Here is an 18,378-nt window from a genome sequence, read left to right as displayed (position 1 = left end):
CTTATCACTCTGTTTCAAACCGCCTGGCGCCTTTGCCCTGAATAAAGAACCAAATCAATTTCCTTCATCAAGCCTCTCGGACGGATTAAAAGCAAAAAAGGAAGCGGCTGCTTCCCATTACGGTCAAATCAAACTATCAAATTACCCAAATGGCGAGCTGATTCAGTCCTCTTACTGCCAAATTCAACACTAAAAAGGCAACAAGCGGCGAAATATCAATCATGCCGATCGGGGGAACAATCTTGCGGAAAGGCTCCAAATAAGGCTCGCAAATTCTGGCAAAGAAGCGGCCAATCGAAGTTTCCCGGGCATTCGGGAACCAAGACATTAAAATATAAATGATAAGAGCCCATGAATAAAGCTCGATCAATCTCATTAATAAACCAACTACTATTAACATGTCGCTTATGACCACCCCGTATTATTAGTATCGTCTTCCGTTAAAAACTGTGTAATGCTGCCGTCGACCTCCACGTTATCCGGAGTGCACAGGAAGATCTTCGGGCCTAGCTGCTGAATGTCTCCGCCGATCGCATAGACAGTTCCGCTTAAAAAATCAATGATCCGCTTAGCTTGGTCATGCTGAATGCGCTGCAAATTCACGATAACAGCCCGCCGGTTCTTTAAATGGTCAGCAATTTCCTGTGCTTCTGCAAATACCCGCGGCTCACTAAGAATCACCTTGGAGGATTTTTGCACACTTTGCAGGCTTACTATATTCTTCTTCGCAGATTTTGAGCTTTTTGCTGTTCTTTCTTCCTCATCTGCTTCAGGCTCTTCCACCAGCTGATAGTCATCTTCATCTAACATAAAAAAGGCTTTAAATTTAGACTTGATTCCCATCACTCCACCTCCTGGGCTTATTCACCAACAAGGGCTGTGCCAATTCTCACCATTGTCGCGCCTTCCTCAATAGCAATTTGATAGTCATTGCTCATGCCCATTGATAATTCTGCACATGGCGCATAAGACCATTCTCTGCTTTGAATATCTTCTTGGAGTTTCTTTAACTTCTTAAAGCACTGACGCAGCGTCTGTTCATCGTCTGTTAACGGCGCCATCGTCATGAGGCCGCATACTGTAATCTTCTCATATTGGGCGAGCTGCTCGACAAATGACATTACTTCTTCAGGAGACAGCCCATGCTTAGATTCTTCTCCCGATACATTCACTTGAACGAAGCACTTAACCGGCTGTGCCGCCCGCTTGTTAATTTCCTTCGCCAATGAAAGCCGGTCAAGCGAATGTATGTATGACACTTTATCAATAATCTGTTTCACCTTTCGTGATTGCAAGCTGCCAATAAAATGCCAGACGGGCTCTCCCTGGAGCTTGTCCCACTTTTCCAAAAGCCCTTCATCCCGGTTTTCTCCGAGGTGAAGGAGTCCAGCTTCGAGCGCTTCCTGTGCTCGCTCCACTGATACATATTTTGTTACAGCAATAACTTTCACTTCATCAGGCTGTCGGCCCGATCTGTCACAGGCTTCTTGAATCTGCCTCTGCACCTCTTGCAGTTTGTCTGCCACTTTCATGTTGAAACTCCTTCCTTCCATCCAATGAACCCCAGCATTCTTCCTGTTTTTCCATTATCGCGGCGATGAGAAAAAAATTCATTATTACAGCTTGTGCACCGTTTGGAAGAACGAATATTTTCACGGGGAATCCCTGCTTGTATCAAAATCAGCTCATTTAGCTCTTGCAAAGAAAGATGAAACTGTCCAGGTTCTCCCTCTGCCGGAGCAAAAGGAAGCGGGGAACGGTCATCTGTCCATTGGCGCACCCGGTCAATGACTCGGCTGTCTACTTTATAGCACTTCTGGCAAATAGACGGCCCGATTACCGCTTCCATATCTTCCGGCTTGATTCCGTCTTTTTCCCACTCTTCCACAAGCCGGGCACCGATGCCGAGCACCGTGCCCTTCCAGCCTGCATGAGCCGTGCCTATCCGTTTGTCCTTTTTGGATAAAAAATAAAGAGGGACACAATCAGCATAGCAAAGCGTTAATAGGATGCCCTTTTCGTTTGTGTACAAACCATCTGTATCCGGAAAGCTTGACTCATAGTAGAGACCGCCTTTGCCGCTATCTGTTTTAGTCACCTGGGCCACGCGTTTTCCATGTGTCTGGCAGGCGCCAACCCAAGATCCGGCGGGAATGCCTACAAGACTGCCAATCCTTTCGCGATTAGCCCTTACATCTTCCGGGCGATCGTTCACATGGAAACCGGTATTTAAACTGGCAAACTCTCCAGTGCTCTCACCGCCGATTTTAGTGGAAAAACCCGCCACAAGACCAGGCACCGCTTCGTGCCAATCTTTGATTATATAAAAGCTGTCGTGCGCAGAAACAAAGGGTTCCGTCATATTTTCTACTCCCGAGCATTTTCTTTTAGTGTAACATAATCAAACAAGAAACGTCACTGAAAAACAAATTATTCGCCTTTCGTTTCCCCTTCTCCAGCGGGAGAATGCCCTGAATGCCGAACGAGAATTACGTCTTCGCCAATTTTAACAATTTGTGACCAAGGAATAACAATTTCTTCTTCTTTTCCAAAGAGGCCAAAAATTTTTCCTGATGTGCTAATGACGATCGAGTCGATTGTTCCTGCTGTTAAATTCAAATGAATATCAGAAATATTCCCGAGCTTCTTGCCGTTGGCGACATTGACAATATCTTTTAACTGGAAATCAGATATTCTTCCCAAACACGTTGCCTCCTTTGATCCTTAGTTGCCGATATATTACTATATGCGAAAATAAAAAAATAAGACTCCTTGGACACCTGCCCGAAAGAGTCTTATTTTTTCATCTTTTTAATTAATGTTTTTATTCATTTGTTTAATAGCCGCCTTTTCCAGCCTTGAGACTTGTGCCTGGGAGATGCCGATTTCTTCAGCCACTTCCATTTGTGTTTTCCCTTGAAAAAAGCGTTTTCGAATGATCATTTTTTCGCGGTCGTTCAGCCTTTTCAGCCCCTCTTTTAAAGCAATTTCCTCAATCCATTGCGTATCTTTATGGCTGTCGTCGCTTAGCTGGTCCATAACAAAGATCGGATCTCCGCCATCATTATAAATCGGTTCAAATAAAGAAACTGGATCTTGAATCGCATCAAGGGCAAATACAATTTCTTCTTTTGGCACATCCAGTTCCCTGCTGATTTCTTCAGCCGTCGGTTCCTTCGATGTCTCAGCAATCAATCGCTCCCTCACCTGCAGCGCTTTATAAGCAATATCCCGCAGTGAACGGGATACGCGGATTGGGTTATTATCACGCAAATACCGACGAATCTCACCGATAATCATAGGCACAGCGTATGTAGAGAAACGGACATTATGACTTAAATCAAAGTTATCAATGGATTTCATCAGTCCAATACAACCGACTTGAAACAAGTCATCCACGTATTCACCGCGGTTGTTAAATCGTTGAATGACACTTAGCACAAGCCGCAAATTTCCATTCACAAGCTTTTCCCGTGCACTCAGCTCCCCTCCTTGAAGGCGGCGGAATAAATCGCGCATCTCTTCATTTTTTAATACCGGGAGCTTCGAGGTATCCACACCGCATATTTCCACTTTATTACGTGCCATTATGAAAATCCCCTCCTCGCAGGAACTGCTGTACAACCAACAGTATCTCCCTGCAAAAAGAAAACTATGCATCAAAGAAAAACGGAAGAGCTCGCGCTGCACCATTAGTAAAATAGTCCCTGAGAGAAAAAATCACTTTTTCCACCTTTTGGGAACAAGGACTATTTAACCAAATTTTCAAACGCACTTGAAATGTGAGATAAACAGAAAAATCCCGTGAATGGCCACAGCCCGATTCTGCCTGCAGCTGCCGAGGTGACAGACTGCAGGCAGAATCGGGCTTACTCGCCAGTCAAACCATTTTATTAAACTCTTTTTGCAGACGCTGGATGATTCTCTTTTCCAGCCTGGAAATGTAAGATTGTGAAATCCCCAATAAATCGGCCACGTCTTTTTGTGTTTTTTCCTCTTCTCCTTTTAATCCGAAACGAAGCTCCATGATTTGCTTTTCCCGGTCAGATAAATGCTCCATCGCCTTAAACAACAGACTTCGATCTACTCCCGCCTCAATGTCTCGTGTAATAATATCATCATCTGTCCCGAGCACATCGGAAAGCAGCAGCTCATTTCCATCCCAGTCAACGTTTAAAGGTTCATCGAACGACACTTCAGAACGAATTTTGTTGTTGCGGCGCAAATACATTAAAATCTCATTTTCAATACATCTTGATGCATACGTAGCTAATTTAATTTTCTTTTCGGGATTAAATGTATTTACAGCTTTGATTAATCCAATCGTGCCAATGCTGATTAAATCCTCAATATTGATGCCTGTATTTTCAAACTTCCTGGCAATATAGACCACAAGACGCAAATTCCTTTCGATCAGCAGGGCTCTGGCTGCTTGATCGCCTTTTGGCAGCTTAATCAGCAATTTTTCTTCTTCATCTCTTGATAAAGGCGGAGGAAGCGCTTCGCTTCCGCCAATATAATAAATTTCATCCGTTTTCAGCTTTAATTTAATAAGCAGCTTGTACCAATAATAAGTGATTTTTAACCGTAAACTCCTCATAAAGCCTCCTCCTCGTTAATAAGAATAAATATCTCTGTTTACGAAACCTCTTCATACGATAAAGATAAGACCATTTTTGGGTGAAGGATGCATGAAAACTGACCATCGGATGATAAATTCATAGAAGTAAAGGCAACAAGCACTTTCGGGACAGCTACACTTTTCTTGTGGTTGCTAATCTTTACATCGTCAGGCTTGAAAGCCGGCAACAGCTGGTGAGCCTTTCCTACAGACTTAGCAGGGATAAGCCTCATTTTATTCAGCCATTCCTTTGGTAAATATTCATCTTGAAAAAGCAAAACTTCGGGCTGTTCTGCCGCTTTAATTACCTCTTCCGGAAGCTTTTCTTCCAAGCCGGCAATGGAAACAAACATGACAGGCGCTTTCGATATAGGATCATGCAGTTGATTGCCTGTATCTACAAGACCCTTTAACAGAAACTCGACATTATTGATGACTACCTTCACATCAAGCAGCTGATCATGTTGAAGCTTGGCTGTCTCAAAGTCGCCTGCCCGGCTCCTGGCAAAGTAAAAAGCAACCGGCAAACCAAACATGACAAATATCCAGCTGACAGGATCGCCAAATCCCTTTAATCCCGCAAGAAACAGGTTGGATTCTAGCTGCATGTCAAATTGAATAAAATAATGAGCACCAAGCAGCATCCCGCCGGTTAAGAATGTGGAGAAATAAAAGGCCATTAAATTAACAAAAAAATATTTCCAGCGCCGATAACCAAAAACAGCAAACACCATGGCTGCTGATAAAGCAATTTTTGCAAGCGGATGGCCCGCCGCTTCTGCAAAAGGGGTGACCATCATCAGAATGCTAGCAGATCCGATTCCTCCTCCTAAAAGAAGGCGATGCCATTTAACCGGCCGCTTCAGAAAGATAGCTGTCATCCATAACAACAGGCTGTCTGCAAGCAGATTGAGCAGCCATAATGCGTCTAAGTATAAAACCACACGTATTTCTCCCTCCTTGCCAGCGTTATTTCATACAATTAAAACATTTGTTTAAAGTATATCGAGCAATGAAAAAGAAGTGTGTCACAATATAGAAAGGAAACTAAACAATTTTTAAAGGAAAATTCCGGTTTTTGTCATATTAGAGGGAAGAGGAAGAGGAGCGAAAAGTTTGCAACAGCAGAACTGATGTTCTATAATAAAATAAAAAGCTAAAGGCTGTCCATATGGAACAGCCTTTAGCTTTATCAGTTGATCTGCCTTTTATCGGCGTCTATTTCTGTTTCTAAGGAATGTTGGAATGTCAAGCGTATCCTCTGCAGGCTGAGATGGCTGTCTTGACGGCATTTCTTGTTGAGGGGCCTCTTCGTGTCTTACCTCACGCTTCGGCGGTGAAACCGGTGTTTGAGCCGGCTGTTGCTTCATTTGGTTGAAGCTAGGGCGCGACTGCTTCGGCTGCTGCAAGTCGGACTCTTTAAAGCCGGTTGCAATAACAGTTACTACGATTTCATCCTTTAAGTTTTCATTAATGACGGAACCAAAGATCATATTAACTTCCTGGTCTGAAGCAGAAGCAACGATATCAGCAGCTTCTTGTACTTCGTAAAGGCTTAAGTTCGTTCCGCCTGTAATATTCATGATCACGCCTTGTGCTCCGTCGATCGACGTTTCGAGCAATGGACTGGAAATCGCCTTTTTCGCTGCTTCAGCGGCACGGTTTTCACCGGAAGCAATGCCAATCCCCATCAATGCTGATCCTTTATTAGACATGATTGTTTTTACGTCAGCAAAATCCAAGTTGATTAAACCAGGAGTAGCGATAAGGTCTGAGATCCCTTGAACCCCTTGGCGAAGCACGTTATCCGCTTCACGGAATGCCTCAAGCATCGGCGTGCTTTTGTCGACGATCTCAAGCAGCCGGTCATTCGGGATAACGATCAGTGTATCCACCGCTGCTTTCATCGACTCGATGCCGCTGGCTGCCTGAGTAGCCCGTTTCCGTCCTTCAAATGTAAATGGGCGAGTAACCACTCCCACAGTTAAGGCTCCAAGATCTTTCGAAATTTGCGCAATGACGGGAGCTGCACCAGTACCTGTTCCGCCCCCCATTCCAGCTGTAACAAATACCATATCTGCTCCGCGCAAAGCCTCTTCAATTTGCTCTTTGCTTTCTTCAGCGGCTTTCTTGCCTACTTCCGGATTCGCTCCTGCTCCGAGTCCGCGGGTAAGCTTCGAGCCAATTTGCATTTTCACTTCAGCTTTTGACAGGTTAAGTGCTTGGGCATCCGTATTTACGGCAATAAATTCAACCCCCTGCACCCCATGTTCAATCATGCGATTGACAGCATTGTTTCCGCCGCCGCCTACGCCAATAACTTTTATCGTCGCTAATGAATCTAAATTAGTATCAAACTCCAACATGACAAATCCTCCTAATTCGTCGTTATTTCTCTACGATGACTTATTCTTCGAAAAAGTATCCGAAAAACTTTTTGACTTTTGAAGTCAGCTTCTGCTCCGGCTGCTTTTCAGGCCTTGCTTTTTTAGGTGGCAAAGGCTCCTCATGCCGTGATTCAGGTACCGTCACCGGCTCTTCGACAGCACTTACTTTTCTGCCCTGTAATTTCGCGTTTTTATAAGCATATTTGATTAAACCGACTGCTGCTGTGTATTGAGGCTCCCTTACGCCAATGTAATCCGGGATAGCCACACGAACACGGTTTTGGAAAACATCCTGGGCTAAATCTAAAATACCAGGGATGGCAGATGTGCCGCCTGTTAAAACAAATCCCCCCGGTACATCATGAACTCCTTGATGCCTCAATTCATCAAGAATCATTTCAAATATTTCTTCCAATCTCGCTTCAATGATATCAGAAATTTCCAATTGGCTGAATTGCTGGTGCTGATCACTGCCAATAATCGGAACACTAAACACTTCTTCTTCAGAGGCCATGTCATAAAAAGCATGTCCGTGTCTCAGCTTAATTTGCTCTGCATCTTCAGTCGTAGTCCGCAATCCAATAGATAGGTCTTTTGTAATGTGATCGCCGCCAATCGGAAAGACAGCAGTAGCTCTTATATTCCCTTGACTGAATGCCGCTACTGTAGTAGAGCCTCCTCCAATGTCAATAAGAACTGTTCCTAAATTTTGCTCATCCTTTGATAAAGCAATCTCCCCTGCTGCCAGCGGTTGAAAAACAATGTCCATGATTTCAAGACCGGCTCGCTCTACACAACGTAATGTATTATGTAAAAATGTTTTAGAGCCTGTAACGATAATACCTTCCATCTCCAAACGGACACCGATCATGCCGCGCGGATCTGTAATTTCGTCTAAGCCATCAACGATAAATTGCTTCGGAATCACGTTGATGATTTCCCGGTCAGGAGGAATAGACATTACCTGGGAAGCATCAATGACTCTGGCTACATCCACATCAGTAATTTCTCTATTTTCACTGGAAACTGCCACCACTCCGCTGCACGGCTGCAGCAGAGCATGATTGCCGGTGATGCCGACGACCACTTGTTTAATCTCTATGCCTACCATTCTTTCTGCTTGTTCGATTGCTTTCTTTATCGAATGAACGGTTTCATCAATGTCTACGACAGAACCTTTGCGAATCCCTTTCGATTTTACGTTGCCGACACCGATAATATTTAACGAATCATTTACCATCTCACCAATAATTACCTTTATAGCGGACGTACCGATGTCAAGACTTACTAACACTTCATTGCTGTTCATTCTGTGGCACCTCCCTTGGCTCTGAAAAACTCATTGTCCGAACAACAATTTCGTTCTCTTTGATCGAATTATTTATATAGTAGAAAACATTCGTCATTTTCAACATAATTCCCTTTTAAATTTTAATATTTTTTGTTATTTTAGCTTTTTAATAGACGGCTTGCGAAAACAGAAAGGTGCAAGACGCATAAAGTACTAAAGAGAAGCTATCTACAAGTCTACACCAAGTTGTCACCCTAGAAAAGTCAATTTTACTGAAAGGAAGCTATTGTTTCGTTTCAAGTTTAGGAAATTAAGTAAATTTTTTACTCACCATCAAATAACTGTATAGAAAATAATTACAGTATTTATGGTTGAGGAATCGGTTCATCGGCCGGTTCCTTCTCTTTTCCCGAATTATAAGCTTTAAAATACGAGCCCACCTCTAAATCAATAACTCCTTTGACATTTGGATCCAACTGGCTAATAATCGCCGGATAATAAACCATCTTTTCAGGAAATGTCTTCAATGTGGCTGAAACTTCAAATCCATCATTCATGAACAATTGAATATGGCGTGAATCTGTTTTTTTGGGCGCGTAATAAATTTCTGAAATAGAATTGACTATTTCATTTGGCAGCTGTTCCAGCGAGTCCATCAGCTGGTCCAGCTCAGCACCTGCTTTAAAGTTATAAAGAATGGGCAATTGTTCAGGTGTACTGCCCACTGCTTCTTTCAGTATCGTACCATTGTTTAACACTGGAAAAAGCTTTTTTCCCTTTGACAGGTAGGCCAGTTTTTGCTGTTCTTTCACAGAAATTTTTACTTTGTTCGGAAAAGTGACGGATACGTCAGCCTGCTGAATCTTCGGGTCGCGCTCAAGATTTTTTTCGGCTTGTCTTGACCCGGCTTTCCAGATGTTCTCCCCTTGCTCAATCCCGCTGTGGGCAATAATCTCAGCATCCGGCGTCAGCCGGTTTCCTTTCACCTCAATAGAAGCTACTTTACTTAACGGCGATTGGAAATAGCCAACAGCTAGTAGAATCAGGAAAAACAAGGAAATAATAAAAATGAGCCGCCGATTTGTTTTTCGCTTTCTCAACTTTTTGAGCTTCGGAATTCTCTCTTCAATAGAGATAATTTTTCCCTTCTCCATATCCTTTCCTCCAGGTTCACCGATCTGTCCAATTAAATAAATGGAAAAGCGGCTCAACATCTATGCCGCCTGTTCTATTACACCTATTGTAATGCAGAGAGAAAGAGGATAAAAGAAAAAACCACTCTTTTATTTACTTCCTGTTGTTTCTGCGTTCATTAATTGTTTGTCTGTCCTTATTTATCTGCTAATTCCAGCATGACAGAGAACAGCCGTTCCGATGCATCTTTAATGCCCAGGTGTGCTGCTGCTTCCTTCATTCGGCGCCATTCGTTGTTGTTTAGCAGAACATCATCAAGGTTTTTCAGCAGCGATGCGGCACTTAAGTCTGTTTCCGCCAGCATAATAGCAGCTCCATGATCCGTCAGCGACCGAGCATTTTTTTCCTGATGATTATTAGTTACATAAGGGCTTGGTATCAGAATACTGGGCACACCAAGGGCCGTTAACTCAGCTAAAGTTGTAGCGCCGGCTCTTGAAACAACAAGGTCACACTCAACAAGAACGTCAGGCATGTTGTGAATGAAAGGAACGACAGCCACATTCTCTGGCTTTCCCGCTGCCGCTGCTTCTTGCTGGACTTTTTCAAAATGAACATCGCCTGTTACATAGAGCACTTGATAAGGGCGATCGGCAAATTGAGAGAATGATTGCACCACTGCCTCATTAATGGGACGCGCTCCTCTGCTTCCTCCAAAAATCAATACCGTTTTCTTGTTTTGGGATAAACCGAAGCTTGTTAAAATATTGGACGGCTTGGCATTTACTACTTCTGACGCCCGCGGATTTCCTGTCAGCACAACTTTATCCTCCGGAAAAAAGCTGCCGGCTTCTTCAAAGCAAATCGCTACCTTATCGACGTACTTGCTTAGAAATTTATTGGTTAAACCGGGCACGCTGTTTTGTTCATGGATAACAGTTGGAATGCCAAGCTTAGCAGCGGCATAAACAACTGGCCCGCATACATAACCACCGGTGCCGATGACAGCATCCGGCTTAAATTTCTTTAACATTCTTTTACACTCTTTAACGCCTTTTAAAAAGCGCATGACCGTTTTCACATTTTCCATTGAAAGGCTTCGTTTAAAGCCCGTGATCTCAATAGCTTGAAATGGAATGCTTTCTCTTGTTACTAATTTAGATTCCAATCCCTTTTCAGTTCCTATATACAAAAAGGATGTTTCAGGATGCTTTTCTTTTATTGTTCTTATAAGAGCCAAGGCCGGATAAATATGACCGCCGGTTCCCCCTCCGCTAACGACTATTTTCATTTGTTTTTCACCTCAAATTAATCACTGCATATCTTCTTTAGTGTATGTATAGTTGGCTCAAAAGGTTTGACTCCCTCTCTTAAAAGGAAGATAGGTCGCTGTTCCTTATCATACTATATCTACCCATTATATAAATATAACTTCGCTGATTTGAAAAGGAAACAAAAAAAATGTAGCAATTCTCATCTAATTGTTACATTCCTGACTTCAGCAACCGTCTTATTTTAGCTAGAGTCACCTAGTGCAATCTCATATTAAAGCAATAGATAGCGAGAATCAAATGATAGGGGAAAAAAGCACGCAATTTTTTTGCAGAAAGACGCGATTAGAACAGAGAGATCGACTCTTGCTGTTTCATTCAATAATCAGGAATTAAAAAAAGAAACCTGATGATTCAGGTTTCTCCATTCCAAGCCGCTCTCTTTCTTGGCGCGCTTTATCGTTTGGCATAGCGGCTAATGTTCAGCAAAATGCCAAATGCCGCGAGCATGAGGGTGAGGGAAGATCCTCCATAACTTAAAAAGGGAAGGGTAATCCCCGTTACAGGCATTAACCCTGTAACAACCCCGATATTAATGATCACTTGAATGGCCAGCATTGAAATAATTCCAGCCGCAAGGAAGCTGCCAAATAAATCAGGAGCATTAATAGCGACCCGAATGCCGCGCCAAAACAGCAAGGAGAAAAGCAAGAGAATAAATATTCCTCCGATAAAGCCAAGCTCCTCCGCTAAGATCGCAAAGATAAAATCAGTTTGCGGCTCCGGCAGGTAGTAATACTTTTGCCGGCTTCCGCCAATCCCGAGGCCGAACAGGCCGCCGGGCCCAATGGCATAAAGCGACTGGATGATTTGGAAGCCGCTCCCTAACGGATCTGACCAGGGATCAAGAAACGAAGTAATCCGCTTAATCCGGTAAGGCGCCGACATCACCAGTGCCGCAAAGCCCGCCATGCCTGCAACTCCCATAAGCGCAAAATGAAAAATTCTGGCACCCGACAAAAAGATCATAACAAGAGAGGTGCCTATCATTACCGTGCCCGTTCCAAGATCTGGCTGCAGCATAATCAAACCAAAAGCAGTGAAGGCAAGTCCGAGCGCCGGCAATAGCCCTTTTTTAAAATAAATCATCTGCTTTTGATTTTCCGATAAATAGCCCGCCAAAAAAATAATGATAGCCAGCTTCATGAATTCCGATGGCTGAATCGAGAACGCCCCTGCTCCAATCCAGCTTTGTGAACCGTTTCTCACCATTCCGACGCCGGGAATTAAAACGAGAATCAGGAGAACAAAGCAAACAAGCAAAGCAGCTTTTGAAAACCGTCGCCATGTCCAATACTCCACATTCATGATCAGGATCATGGCAATGTAACCAACTATCGCAAATAACAGCTGTCTTTTCGCAAAGAAAAAGGCGTCATTAAATTTGTATTCAGCCCATATTTCACTGGCACTGTACACCATCGTAATCCCAATCATGAGCAGCGTGGAAATCAACATCAACAGAAAGTAATCAGGAGCAAATTTCTTTACCGGCAATGGCATACACCTCTAATTCAAAGAATCCAGAGCGTGCCCCCGATCGATCGTTTCAAGAAGACAAGCTCTTTATTTCAATGTATGCACAGCTTCGATAAATATATCTCCGCGCTGTTCAAAAGTTTTATACTGATCCCAGCTTGCGCAAGCAGGCGATAACAAAATAACGTCTCCTTCTGCAGAAGCTTCATAAGCTGCCCGCACCGCCTCCTGCATGGTATCTGTCTTGGCCACTTCTTGCACTCCGGCTTTCCCGGCTGTCTCAGCAAGCTTGTCAGCTGTTTCACCAAACACTACTGCTGCCTTGACATTCTTCATATAGGGAATTAAATCATCGAACCCATTGCCTCTGTCCAATCCGCCGGCCAAAAGAATAATCGGCTGATTAAAAGCGGATAATGCACTTTTCGTAGCCAGTGTATTAGTTGCTTTCGAGTCGTTGTAAAATCTTCTTCCCTTCCACTCGCGGACAAATTGCGTGCGGTGTTTCACTCCGGAAAAAGTCGCCAATACCGCTTGGATAGCTTCATTTGTCCGATTGGCCAATTTAGCTGCCGATACAGAAGCAAGGATATTCTCTAAATTATGAGCACCAGGTAGTGCTACTTCCGCAAGGGCCATTATTTTCTCGCCCCGGAAAGTAATGTACCCATCCTGTACACAAGCTCCCTCCTCCAGAACAGATTTCGTAGAAAAAGGGATGATTGTTGCTTTCGTTGTTTCAGCAAGCTTCATCAAATGAGGCTGATCTGCATTCACAATCAAAAAATCATTTTCTGTTTGGTTCTTCGTAATGTTTAATTTGGCTTTGGCATACTCTTCTCTCGTTCCGTGATAGTCCAAATGAGCGTCGTACAGATTAGTAATAATCGCAATATGCGGCTGGAATTTGTTTATACCGAGCAGTTGAAACGAAGACAGCTCAATAACGACGTAATCTTCCGGCTGTGCGTTTTGGACTACTTCTGACGCTACCTGCCCGATATTTCCGGCAAGTACGGCCTGCTTCTTGTCTGCCTTAAACATTTCATGAATCAATGTGGTGGTCGTTGTCTTTCCATTCGTACCGGTAATCCCAATAAACGGCGCCTCTGAAATTAAGTATGCAAGCTCAATTTCAGTCAGCACAGGAATGCCTTTCGCCGCCGCTCCGGCAACGAGCGGGTTATGGTAAGGAATTCCGGGATTTTTAACGATCACTTCAAATCCTTCATCAAGCAATTCAATGGGATGGCTCCCGCAAATTACTTTAATTCCCTGCTCCAGCAAGTGCTGGGCTTCAGGGTTTTCATTTAAAGGCTTCCGGTCATTAACCGTAACGAAAGCCCCTAATTTATGCAAGAGCTGCGCTGCGCTGACACCGCTTTTGGCCAGCCCTAGCACAAGAACTTTTTTATGCTGAAAATCTGTTATTGTTTTCACTTAAATCCACGCTCCGATATAAATTCCGATCATAGCACAAAGCACGCCGACCGTCCAAAATGTCACTACTACCCGCCACTCTGACCATCCGCCCAGCTCAAAATGATGATGAAGCGGACTCATGCGGAACACACGTTTACCTGTTGTTTTAAAAGAAATTACCTGAATGATCACCGAGAGCGTTTCAGCAACGAAAACAGCGCCAATGACCAGTAGCAGAAATTCAAATTTAGTTAAGATGGAAATAGCGGCGATGGCTCCTCCAAGAGCAAGCGATCCCGTATCTCCCATAAATACTTTTGCCGGATTAGCGTTAAACACTAGAAAACCAAGTACAGCACCCACTACAGCAAAAGAGAAAATCGCTGTTTCATCCAGTCCTTGGTTCCAGGCGAGGACCGCAAATGCGCCAAAGGCGATAGCCGATGTACCTGACACAAGTCCATCCAGCCCATCTGTTAAATTTGCTGCATTTGAAAAACCGACAAGCCAAAAAAGAACGAATGCGGCATATAAAATGCCTATATCAAATGATAGATCGGTTAACGGGATCGTTAATTCAGTAGATAAGTTGTTTTTTGCATAAATAATATAAAATAGAACGGAAATAACAATTTGGCCGGCAAGCTTTTGCTTTGATGTCAGCCCCAGATTCCGCTTCATCACCACTTTAATAAAGTCATCAAGAAAACCGAGCAAACCGAAGCCAACCGTCACAAGCAGCAATAGCAGCGTCTCGGTTCCAATGTCTGCATAAATTTGGGTCATAAACAACGTGGTAATAATAATAGCCAACAGGAAGACGATGCCGCCCATCGTTGGTGTACCCGATTTTTTCTGGTGTGATTCCGGTCCTTCCTCACGTATGCTCTGGCCAAATTTCAATCTCCGCAAAAAAGGAATGAACATTGGCGCGATCATTACAGTAATGAAAAAAGCCATAAACATCGTTAAAAATACATCTCTTTCCAGCATATTAATTCGCCTCTTTCTTCCGGCTGCTGAGCGCCGCTTTGGCAACTTCCCGGTCATCAAAATCGAGAATCTTATCGCCGATAATCTGATAGGTTTCATGCCCTTTTCCAGCTATAATCACAGCATCTCCAACCTCCGCCTCCCGGATCGCATGAAAAATGGCCTCTTTCCGGTCCAGGATAACTTTATAGCTTTTTCCGGCTACTCCAGCTTCCATATCGCGCAAGATTGCCGCCGGGTCCTCACTCCGCGGGTTATCTGATGTAAAGACCGGGTTAGTGGCATACTCACATGCGGCTTGAGCCATTAGCGGACGTTTGGTCCGGTCCCGGTCGCCTCCGCAGCCGACAAGTGCAAATACACGACCTGAAGTTAGCGGCTGCACAGTTTTTAGCACATTAACGAGACTGTCAGGTGTATGGGCATAATCGACGATCACAGTGATGCCCTGATCGTTTGTGACAAGCTCAAAGCGGCCCGCCACCCCATCGATCCGTTCAAGCGCCCGAATCGCTGTCTCTACATCTACTCCAGATGCACAGGCAGCTGTCAAAGCAGCCAGCACATTGTACACATTAAATTTTCCGGCAAGCTTGGTTTTAACCTTTCTTTCACCTTCTGGATATGTGAGCAGAAAGGTGGTTCCATCAGATGTTAGCTGCACATCTGTCGCCCGAAACATCGCTTCTTTATCAATTCCATAAGTCACAATATGGGCAGCTGTTTCTTTTTTGTAAAAGTCAGATGCTTCTTCATCTGCGTTCAGCACAGCAAACTTGGGTCTGTCAGTTGAATACACATTGCCTAACTGGGCAAACAGCAGCCCTTTTGCGCGCCGGTACTCTTCCATTGTATGATGATAGTCCAGGTGATCTTGCGTCAAATTGGTAAAAACTGCAACGTCATAGTCACATCCCCATACTCTGCCCTCAACTAATGCATGGGAGGAAACCTCCATAACAGCGGCTGAAACGCCTTCGTCTCTCATTTTCTTAAAGGTTTTTTGCAATGTGAGGCTTTCGGGAGTGGTATTTTTGGTATGGAGCACCTCTTCCCCAATCTTCATATACATCGTCCCGATCAGACCGGTTTTTTCACCTGCTTCTTTATAAATCTCGGCTAAAAGGTGGCTCGTCGTCGTCTTTCCATTTGTACCGGTAATGCCGACAAGCTGCATCCCCGCAGTCGGTGACCCATAATAAACATCAGCGAGGACAGCCATGGCTCTTTTCGTATCGGCAACCGTAATCACAGGAGCTCCTTCCACCTCGACAGGCTGCTCTGCCAGTACAGCTCTAGCCCCTCTGTTCACTGCTTCCTGCGCTACCGTGTGCCCATCAAATGTATATCCTTTAATGCAAATAAATAAAGACCCTTCCTGCACTTGGCGATGGTCGTTCTCTACAGATAAAATTTCTGGATTTGATGCGTTGGATAATTTATAAAAAGGCAGCGACTTTAATAAGTCTGATAGATTCACTTTTTTCAATCCTTTCCGTACAGCTTCTGGTATGTATTGTTATTTAAGCAAAGACATTTACTATTTTAACTAAAAAAAGAGAAGGATGCGACTTCTTTTCAGAAAAAATCACAACGACCATGTTACCACAAATTCTGTTTTTTGCATGATTTTTTAGTCATGATTTTATATTTCCTGTTAAATAAACGAAAGACCCGCCGATAAAAGCGGCGGGAAAAAATATTTTTTCTTCTGCAACCTTCTGCCGAAGGCTTAATGCATAAATAACCTGATCGTCGATCCAGCTTCTACCTTCGAGCCTGCCTCTGGTGATTGTTGAACTACTTTCCGGCCGCTTCCCTCTACCTCCAGCTTAAAGTTATAAAGCTGCTGGGAAAGGTCTTTTTTATCCATGCCTTTAAAATTAGGAACTGCTATAATCTGCGGGTCCGTCCATTGTGTTTCCTTTTCGATTTGCTTCTTGCGCGGAGACACATTGAGTACCTGCAGGCTATCCTCCATAATCTTCCCAACGATTGGAGCAGCGACTGTTCCGCCAAATTGAATGGTCCCTTTTGGGTTGTCAATGGCTGTGTAAACAACGATTTGCGGCTGATCAGCCGGTGCAACACCGATAAACGAAACAATATGATTATTTTCAAGGTATCGTCCGTTTTTAGCTTTTTGGGCTGTTCCGGTTTTTCCTCCTACACGATAGCCTTCCACAAACGCATTCCGGCCGGTTCCTCTGGCTACGACACTTTCAAGGGCAAAGCGGATTTTCCTTGAGGTTTCGGCTGAAATTACGCGCCGCTTGGCAACGGGCGCCTTTTTCTTCACCACTTCCCCTGTCGCCGAATTAACGAGCTCTTTCGCTACGTACGGCTGGTACAGAATCCCACCGTTAACAGCGGCTGAAACAGCGGTGACTTGCTGGATCGGTGTGACAGCTACGCCTTGTCCGAAAGCCGTAGTCGCCTGCTCCACCGGACCGACTTTATCCATATTGAACAGGATTCCCTTGCCTTCTCCCTGTAAATCGATGCCTGTTTTCTGGCCAAAGCCGAAGTTGCGGACATATTGAAATAGCTTCTCTTTGCCTAGACGGTCGCCCAATTCTACAAATCCCGGGTTGCAGGAATTTTCAACGACTTCCAAGAAAGACTGGTGTCCATGACCTCCTCTTTTCCAGCAGCGAAGCCTGGCCCCTCCCACTTCTACTGAGCCGGGATCATGGAAGTGATCTTTATATAAATCGACTTTCTTTTCTTCAAGAGCGGCGGCCAGCGTAATAATCTTGAATGTAGAGCCTGGTTCATACGTGCTCCAAATTGGTAAATTACGGTTATAAATTTCCGGGGAAACTTTTTGGAATTTCTCAGGATTGAAGGAAGGACGGCTGGCCATTGCCAATATCTCACCATTATTTGGATTCATTGCGATAGCAATCGCTCCGTCCGGCTCATATTTTGCCTCCGCAATATCAAGCTCCCGTTCCACAATTGTCTGGATGTTTGAGTCGATTGTTAATTTCAAATCTAATCCATCCACGGGAGCGGCATAGCCGTCAGGCATTTGCGGCATCCGCTTGCCTTTTGCGTCCGAGAAAAAACGCATTGAGCCTTTTTGCCCGCTCAACTCCTTATCATAATAAGCCTCAAGACCCATGAGTCCCTGATTATCAATCCCGGCAAAGCCGAGAACGTGAGCCAGACTTTTCCCAAATGGATAATGCCTTTTTGAATCTTCGGCGATATAAATGCCCTTGATTCCCAATCGGCGCACCTCTTCGGCCTTTTCAAACGAAATCTTTCTGCCCTCAGGATGAATTCTCTCAATAGAGGACTTTTTGGTTAAATGAAGGTAAGCTTTTTTCTCCTCAATATTTAAGACGGATGCCAGCTTTTTAGCTGCTTCCTCCGGGTTTTCTACTTGGCGCGGAACTACATAAACAGTCGGTGCGCTTTTATTTTCTGCGAGAGCGGTTCCGTTCCGGTCGATGATCTTTCCTCTTTCCGGCTCAAACGGAATATTTCGGCTCCATAAATCCTGGGCCTTGTCCGTTAAATCGTCTCCTAAAGCAAATTGCACATAACCAAGCCTCAGCCCGATAATCGCAAATATCGTTATGCCCGCAAGCAAGGCAAACACAAGCCGTTTTCTAATTGTCACAGCTGAAACCCTCTTCAAGCATGTCCCCTCCCCTCACTCTCCTTCAATATATGTGGAAATGAAAGCGATGATTACAAAAAAGCTAGCTG

17 protein-coding genes are annotated in these 18,378 nt (G+C 44.2%); all 17 read right to left on the bottom strand.

The window, feature by feature from the left end; all coding sequences use genetic code 11:
* Positions 1-136: 136 nt before the first annotated feature.
* A complete protein-coding gene (locus B1A98_RS01550; RefSeq protein ID WP_041099847.1) occupies positions 137-400 on the bottom strand; it encodes a YggT family protein in 264 nt (87 codons plus the stop codon).
* A gap of 5 nt (positions 401-405) precedes the next feature.
* Positions 406-843, bottom strand: coding sequence for a cell division protein SepF (locus B1A98_RS01545; protein WP_063383471.1), 438 nt, complete (start codon positions 841-843; stop codon positions 406-408).
* 17 nt (positions 844-860) lie between these two features.
* A complete protein-coding gene (locus B1A98_RS01540) occupies positions 861-1,532 on the bottom strand; it encodes a YggS family pyridoxal phosphate-dependent enzyme (protein ID WP_063383470.1) in 672 nt (223 codons plus the stop codon).
* Complete coding sequence (gene pgeF, locus B1A98_RS01535; RefSeq protein ID WP_063383469.1) at positions 1,529-2,362, bottom strand: peptidoglycan editing factor PgeF; 834 nt, start codon at positions 2,360-2,362, stop codon at positions 1,529-1,531. Before pgeF ends, B1A98_RS01540 begins: the two co-directional genes overlap by 4 nt.
* A 68-nt stretch (positions 2,363-2,430) precedes the next feature.
* Positions 2,431-2,703, bottom strand: coding sequence for a YlmC/YmxH family sporulation protein (locus tag B1A98_RS01530; RefSeq protein ID WP_041099839.1), 273 nt, complete (start codon positions 2,701-2,703; stop codon positions 2,431-2,433).
* A 108-nt stretch (positions 2,704-2,811) separates the two neighbouring features.
* Positions 2,812-3,588 (bottom strand): RNA polymerase sporulation sigma factor SigG, encoded by a 777-nt coding sequence (sigG, locus tag B1A98_RS01525; protein ID WP_041099837.1) that lies wholly within the window; start codon positions 3,586-3,588, stop codon positions 2,812-2,814.
* 292 nt (positions 3,589-3,880) lie between these two features.
* On the bottom strand, positions 3,881-4,600 hold the full coding sequence (sigE, locus tag B1A98_RS01520) for an RNA polymerase sporulation sigma factor SigE (RefSeq protein ID WP_041099835.1): 720 nt from the start codon (positions 4,598-4,600) through the stop codon (positions 3,881-3,883).
* A gap of 38 nt (positions 4,601-4,638) precedes the next feature.
* Positions 4,639-5,565, bottom strand: coding sequence for a sigma-E processing peptidase SpoIIGA (gene spoIIGA, locus B1A98_RS01515; RefSeq protein WP_041099833.1), 927 nt, complete (start codon positions 5,563-5,565; stop codon positions 4,639-4,641).
* Between the two features lie 264 nt (positions 5,566-5,829).
* Complete coding sequence (ftsZ, locus tag B1A98_RS01510; RefSeq protein ID WP_041099831.1) at positions 5,830-6,987, bottom strand: cell division protein FtsZ; 1,158 nt, start codon at positions 6,985-6,987, stop codon at positions 5,830-5,832.
* Positions 6,988-7,027: 40 nt separating this feature from the next.
* Positions 7,028-8,317, bottom strand: coding sequence for a cell division protein FtsA (ftsA, locus tag B1A98_RS01505; RefSeq protein WP_063383468.1), 1,290 nt, complete (start codon positions 8,315-8,317; stop codon positions 7,028-7,030).
* A 347-nt stretch (positions 8,318-8,664) separates the two neighbouring features.
* On the bottom strand, positions 8,665-9,513 hold the full coding sequence (locus B1A98_RS01500; protein WP_223663127.1) for a cell division protein FtsQ/DivIB: 849 nt from the start codon (positions 9,511-9,513) through the stop codon (positions 8,665-8,667).
* A gap of 116 nt (positions 9,514-9,629) precedes the next feature.
* Positions 9,630-10,724 (bottom strand): undecaprenyldiphospho-muramoylpentapeptide beta-N-acetylglucosaminyltransferase, encoded by a 1,095-nt coding sequence (gene murG, locus B1A98_RS01495; RefSeq protein ID WP_063383467.1) that lies wholly within the window; start codon positions 10,722-10,724, stop codon positions 9,630-9,632.
* A gap of 436 nt (positions 10,725-11,160) precedes the next feature.
* Entirely contained in the window at positions 11,161-12,261 is a 1,101-nt protein-coding gene (gene spoVE, locus B1A98_RS01490; RefSeq protein WP_063383466.1) for a stage V sporulation protein E, read from the bottom strand.
* A 69-nt stretch (positions 12,262-12,330) separates the two neighbouring features.
* Complete coding sequence (gene murD / locus B1A98_RS01485) at positions 12,331-13,683, bottom strand: UDP-N-acetylmuramoyl-L-alanine--D-glutamate ligase (RefSeq protein ID WP_063383465.1); 1,353 nt, start codon at positions 13,681-13,683, stop codon at positions 12,331-12,333.
* A complete protein-coding gene (gene mraY, locus B1A98_RS01480; RefSeq protein ID WP_063383464.1) occupies positions 13,684-14,658 on the bottom strand; it encodes a phospho-N-acetylmuramoyl-pentapeptide-transferase in 975 nt (324 codons plus the stop codon). It lies immediately after the preceding gene.
* A 1-nt stretch (position 14,659) separates the two neighbouring features.
* Entirely contained in the window at positions 14,660-16,138 is a 1,479-nt protein-coding gene (locus B1A98_RS01475; protein ID WP_063383463.1) for a UDP-N-acetylmuramoyl-L-alanyl-D-glutamate--2,6-diaminopimelate ligase, read from the bottom strand.
* A gap of 252 nt (positions 16,139-16,390) precedes the next feature.
* A complete protein-coding gene (locus B1A98_RS01470) occupies positions 16,391-18,307 on the bottom strand; it encodes a stage V sporulation protein D (RefSeq protein WP_063383462.1) in 1,917 nt (638 codons plus the stop codon).
* Positions 18,308-18,378: the final 71 nt, after the last annotated feature.

Source organism: Pseudobacillus badius, assembly GCF_002189605.1.
Taxonomy (GTDB): Bacteria; Bacillota; Bacilli; order Bacillales; family Domibacillaceae; genus Pseudobacillus; species Pseudobacillus badius.
This window is presented reverse-complemented; position numbering and strand designations above follow the sequence as displayed.

Coding starts and splice junctions, on each gene's coding strand:
- B1A98_RS01550 (WP_041099847.1), bottom strand. CDS start 400: ATGTTAATAGTAGTTGGTTTATTAATGAGATTGATCGAGCTTTATTCA.
- B1A98_RS01545 (WP_063383471.1), bottom strand. CDS start 843: ATGGGAATCAAGTCTAAATTTAAAGCCTTTTTTATGTTAGATGAAGAT.
- B1A98_RS01540 (WP_063383470.1), bottom strand. CDS start 1,532: ATGAAAGTGGCAGACAAACTGCAAGAGGTGCAGAGGCAGATTCAAGAA.
- pgeF (WP_063383469.1), bottom strand. CDS start 2,362: ATGACGGAACCCTTTGTTTCTGCGCACGACAGCTTTTATATAATCAAA.
- sigG (WP_041099837.1), bottom strand. CDS start 3,588: ATGGCACGTAATAAAGTGGAAATATGCGGTGTGGATACCTCGAAGCTC.
- sigE (WP_041099835.1), bottom strand. CDS start 4,600: ATGAGGAGTTTACGGTTAAAAATCACTTATTATTGGTACAAGCTGCTT.
- ftsZ (WP_041099831.1), bottom strand. CDS start 6,987: ATGTTGGAGTTTGATACTAATTTAGATTCATTAGCGACGATAAAAGTT.
- ftsA (WP_063383468.1), bottom strand. CDS start 8,317: ATGAACAGCAATGAAGTGTTAGTAAGTCTTGACATCGGTACGTCCGCT.
- B1A98_RS01500 (WP_223663127.1), bottom strand. CDS start 9,513: ATGTTGAGCCGCTTTTCCATTTATTTAATTGGACAGATCGGTGAACCT.
- murG (WP_063383467.1), bottom strand. CDS start 10,724: ATGAAAATAGTCGTTAGCGGAGGGGGAACCGGCGGTCATATTTATCCG.
- mraY (WP_063383464.1), bottom strand. CDS start 14,658: ATGCTGGAAAGAGATGTATTTTTAACGATGTTTATGGCTTTTTTCATT.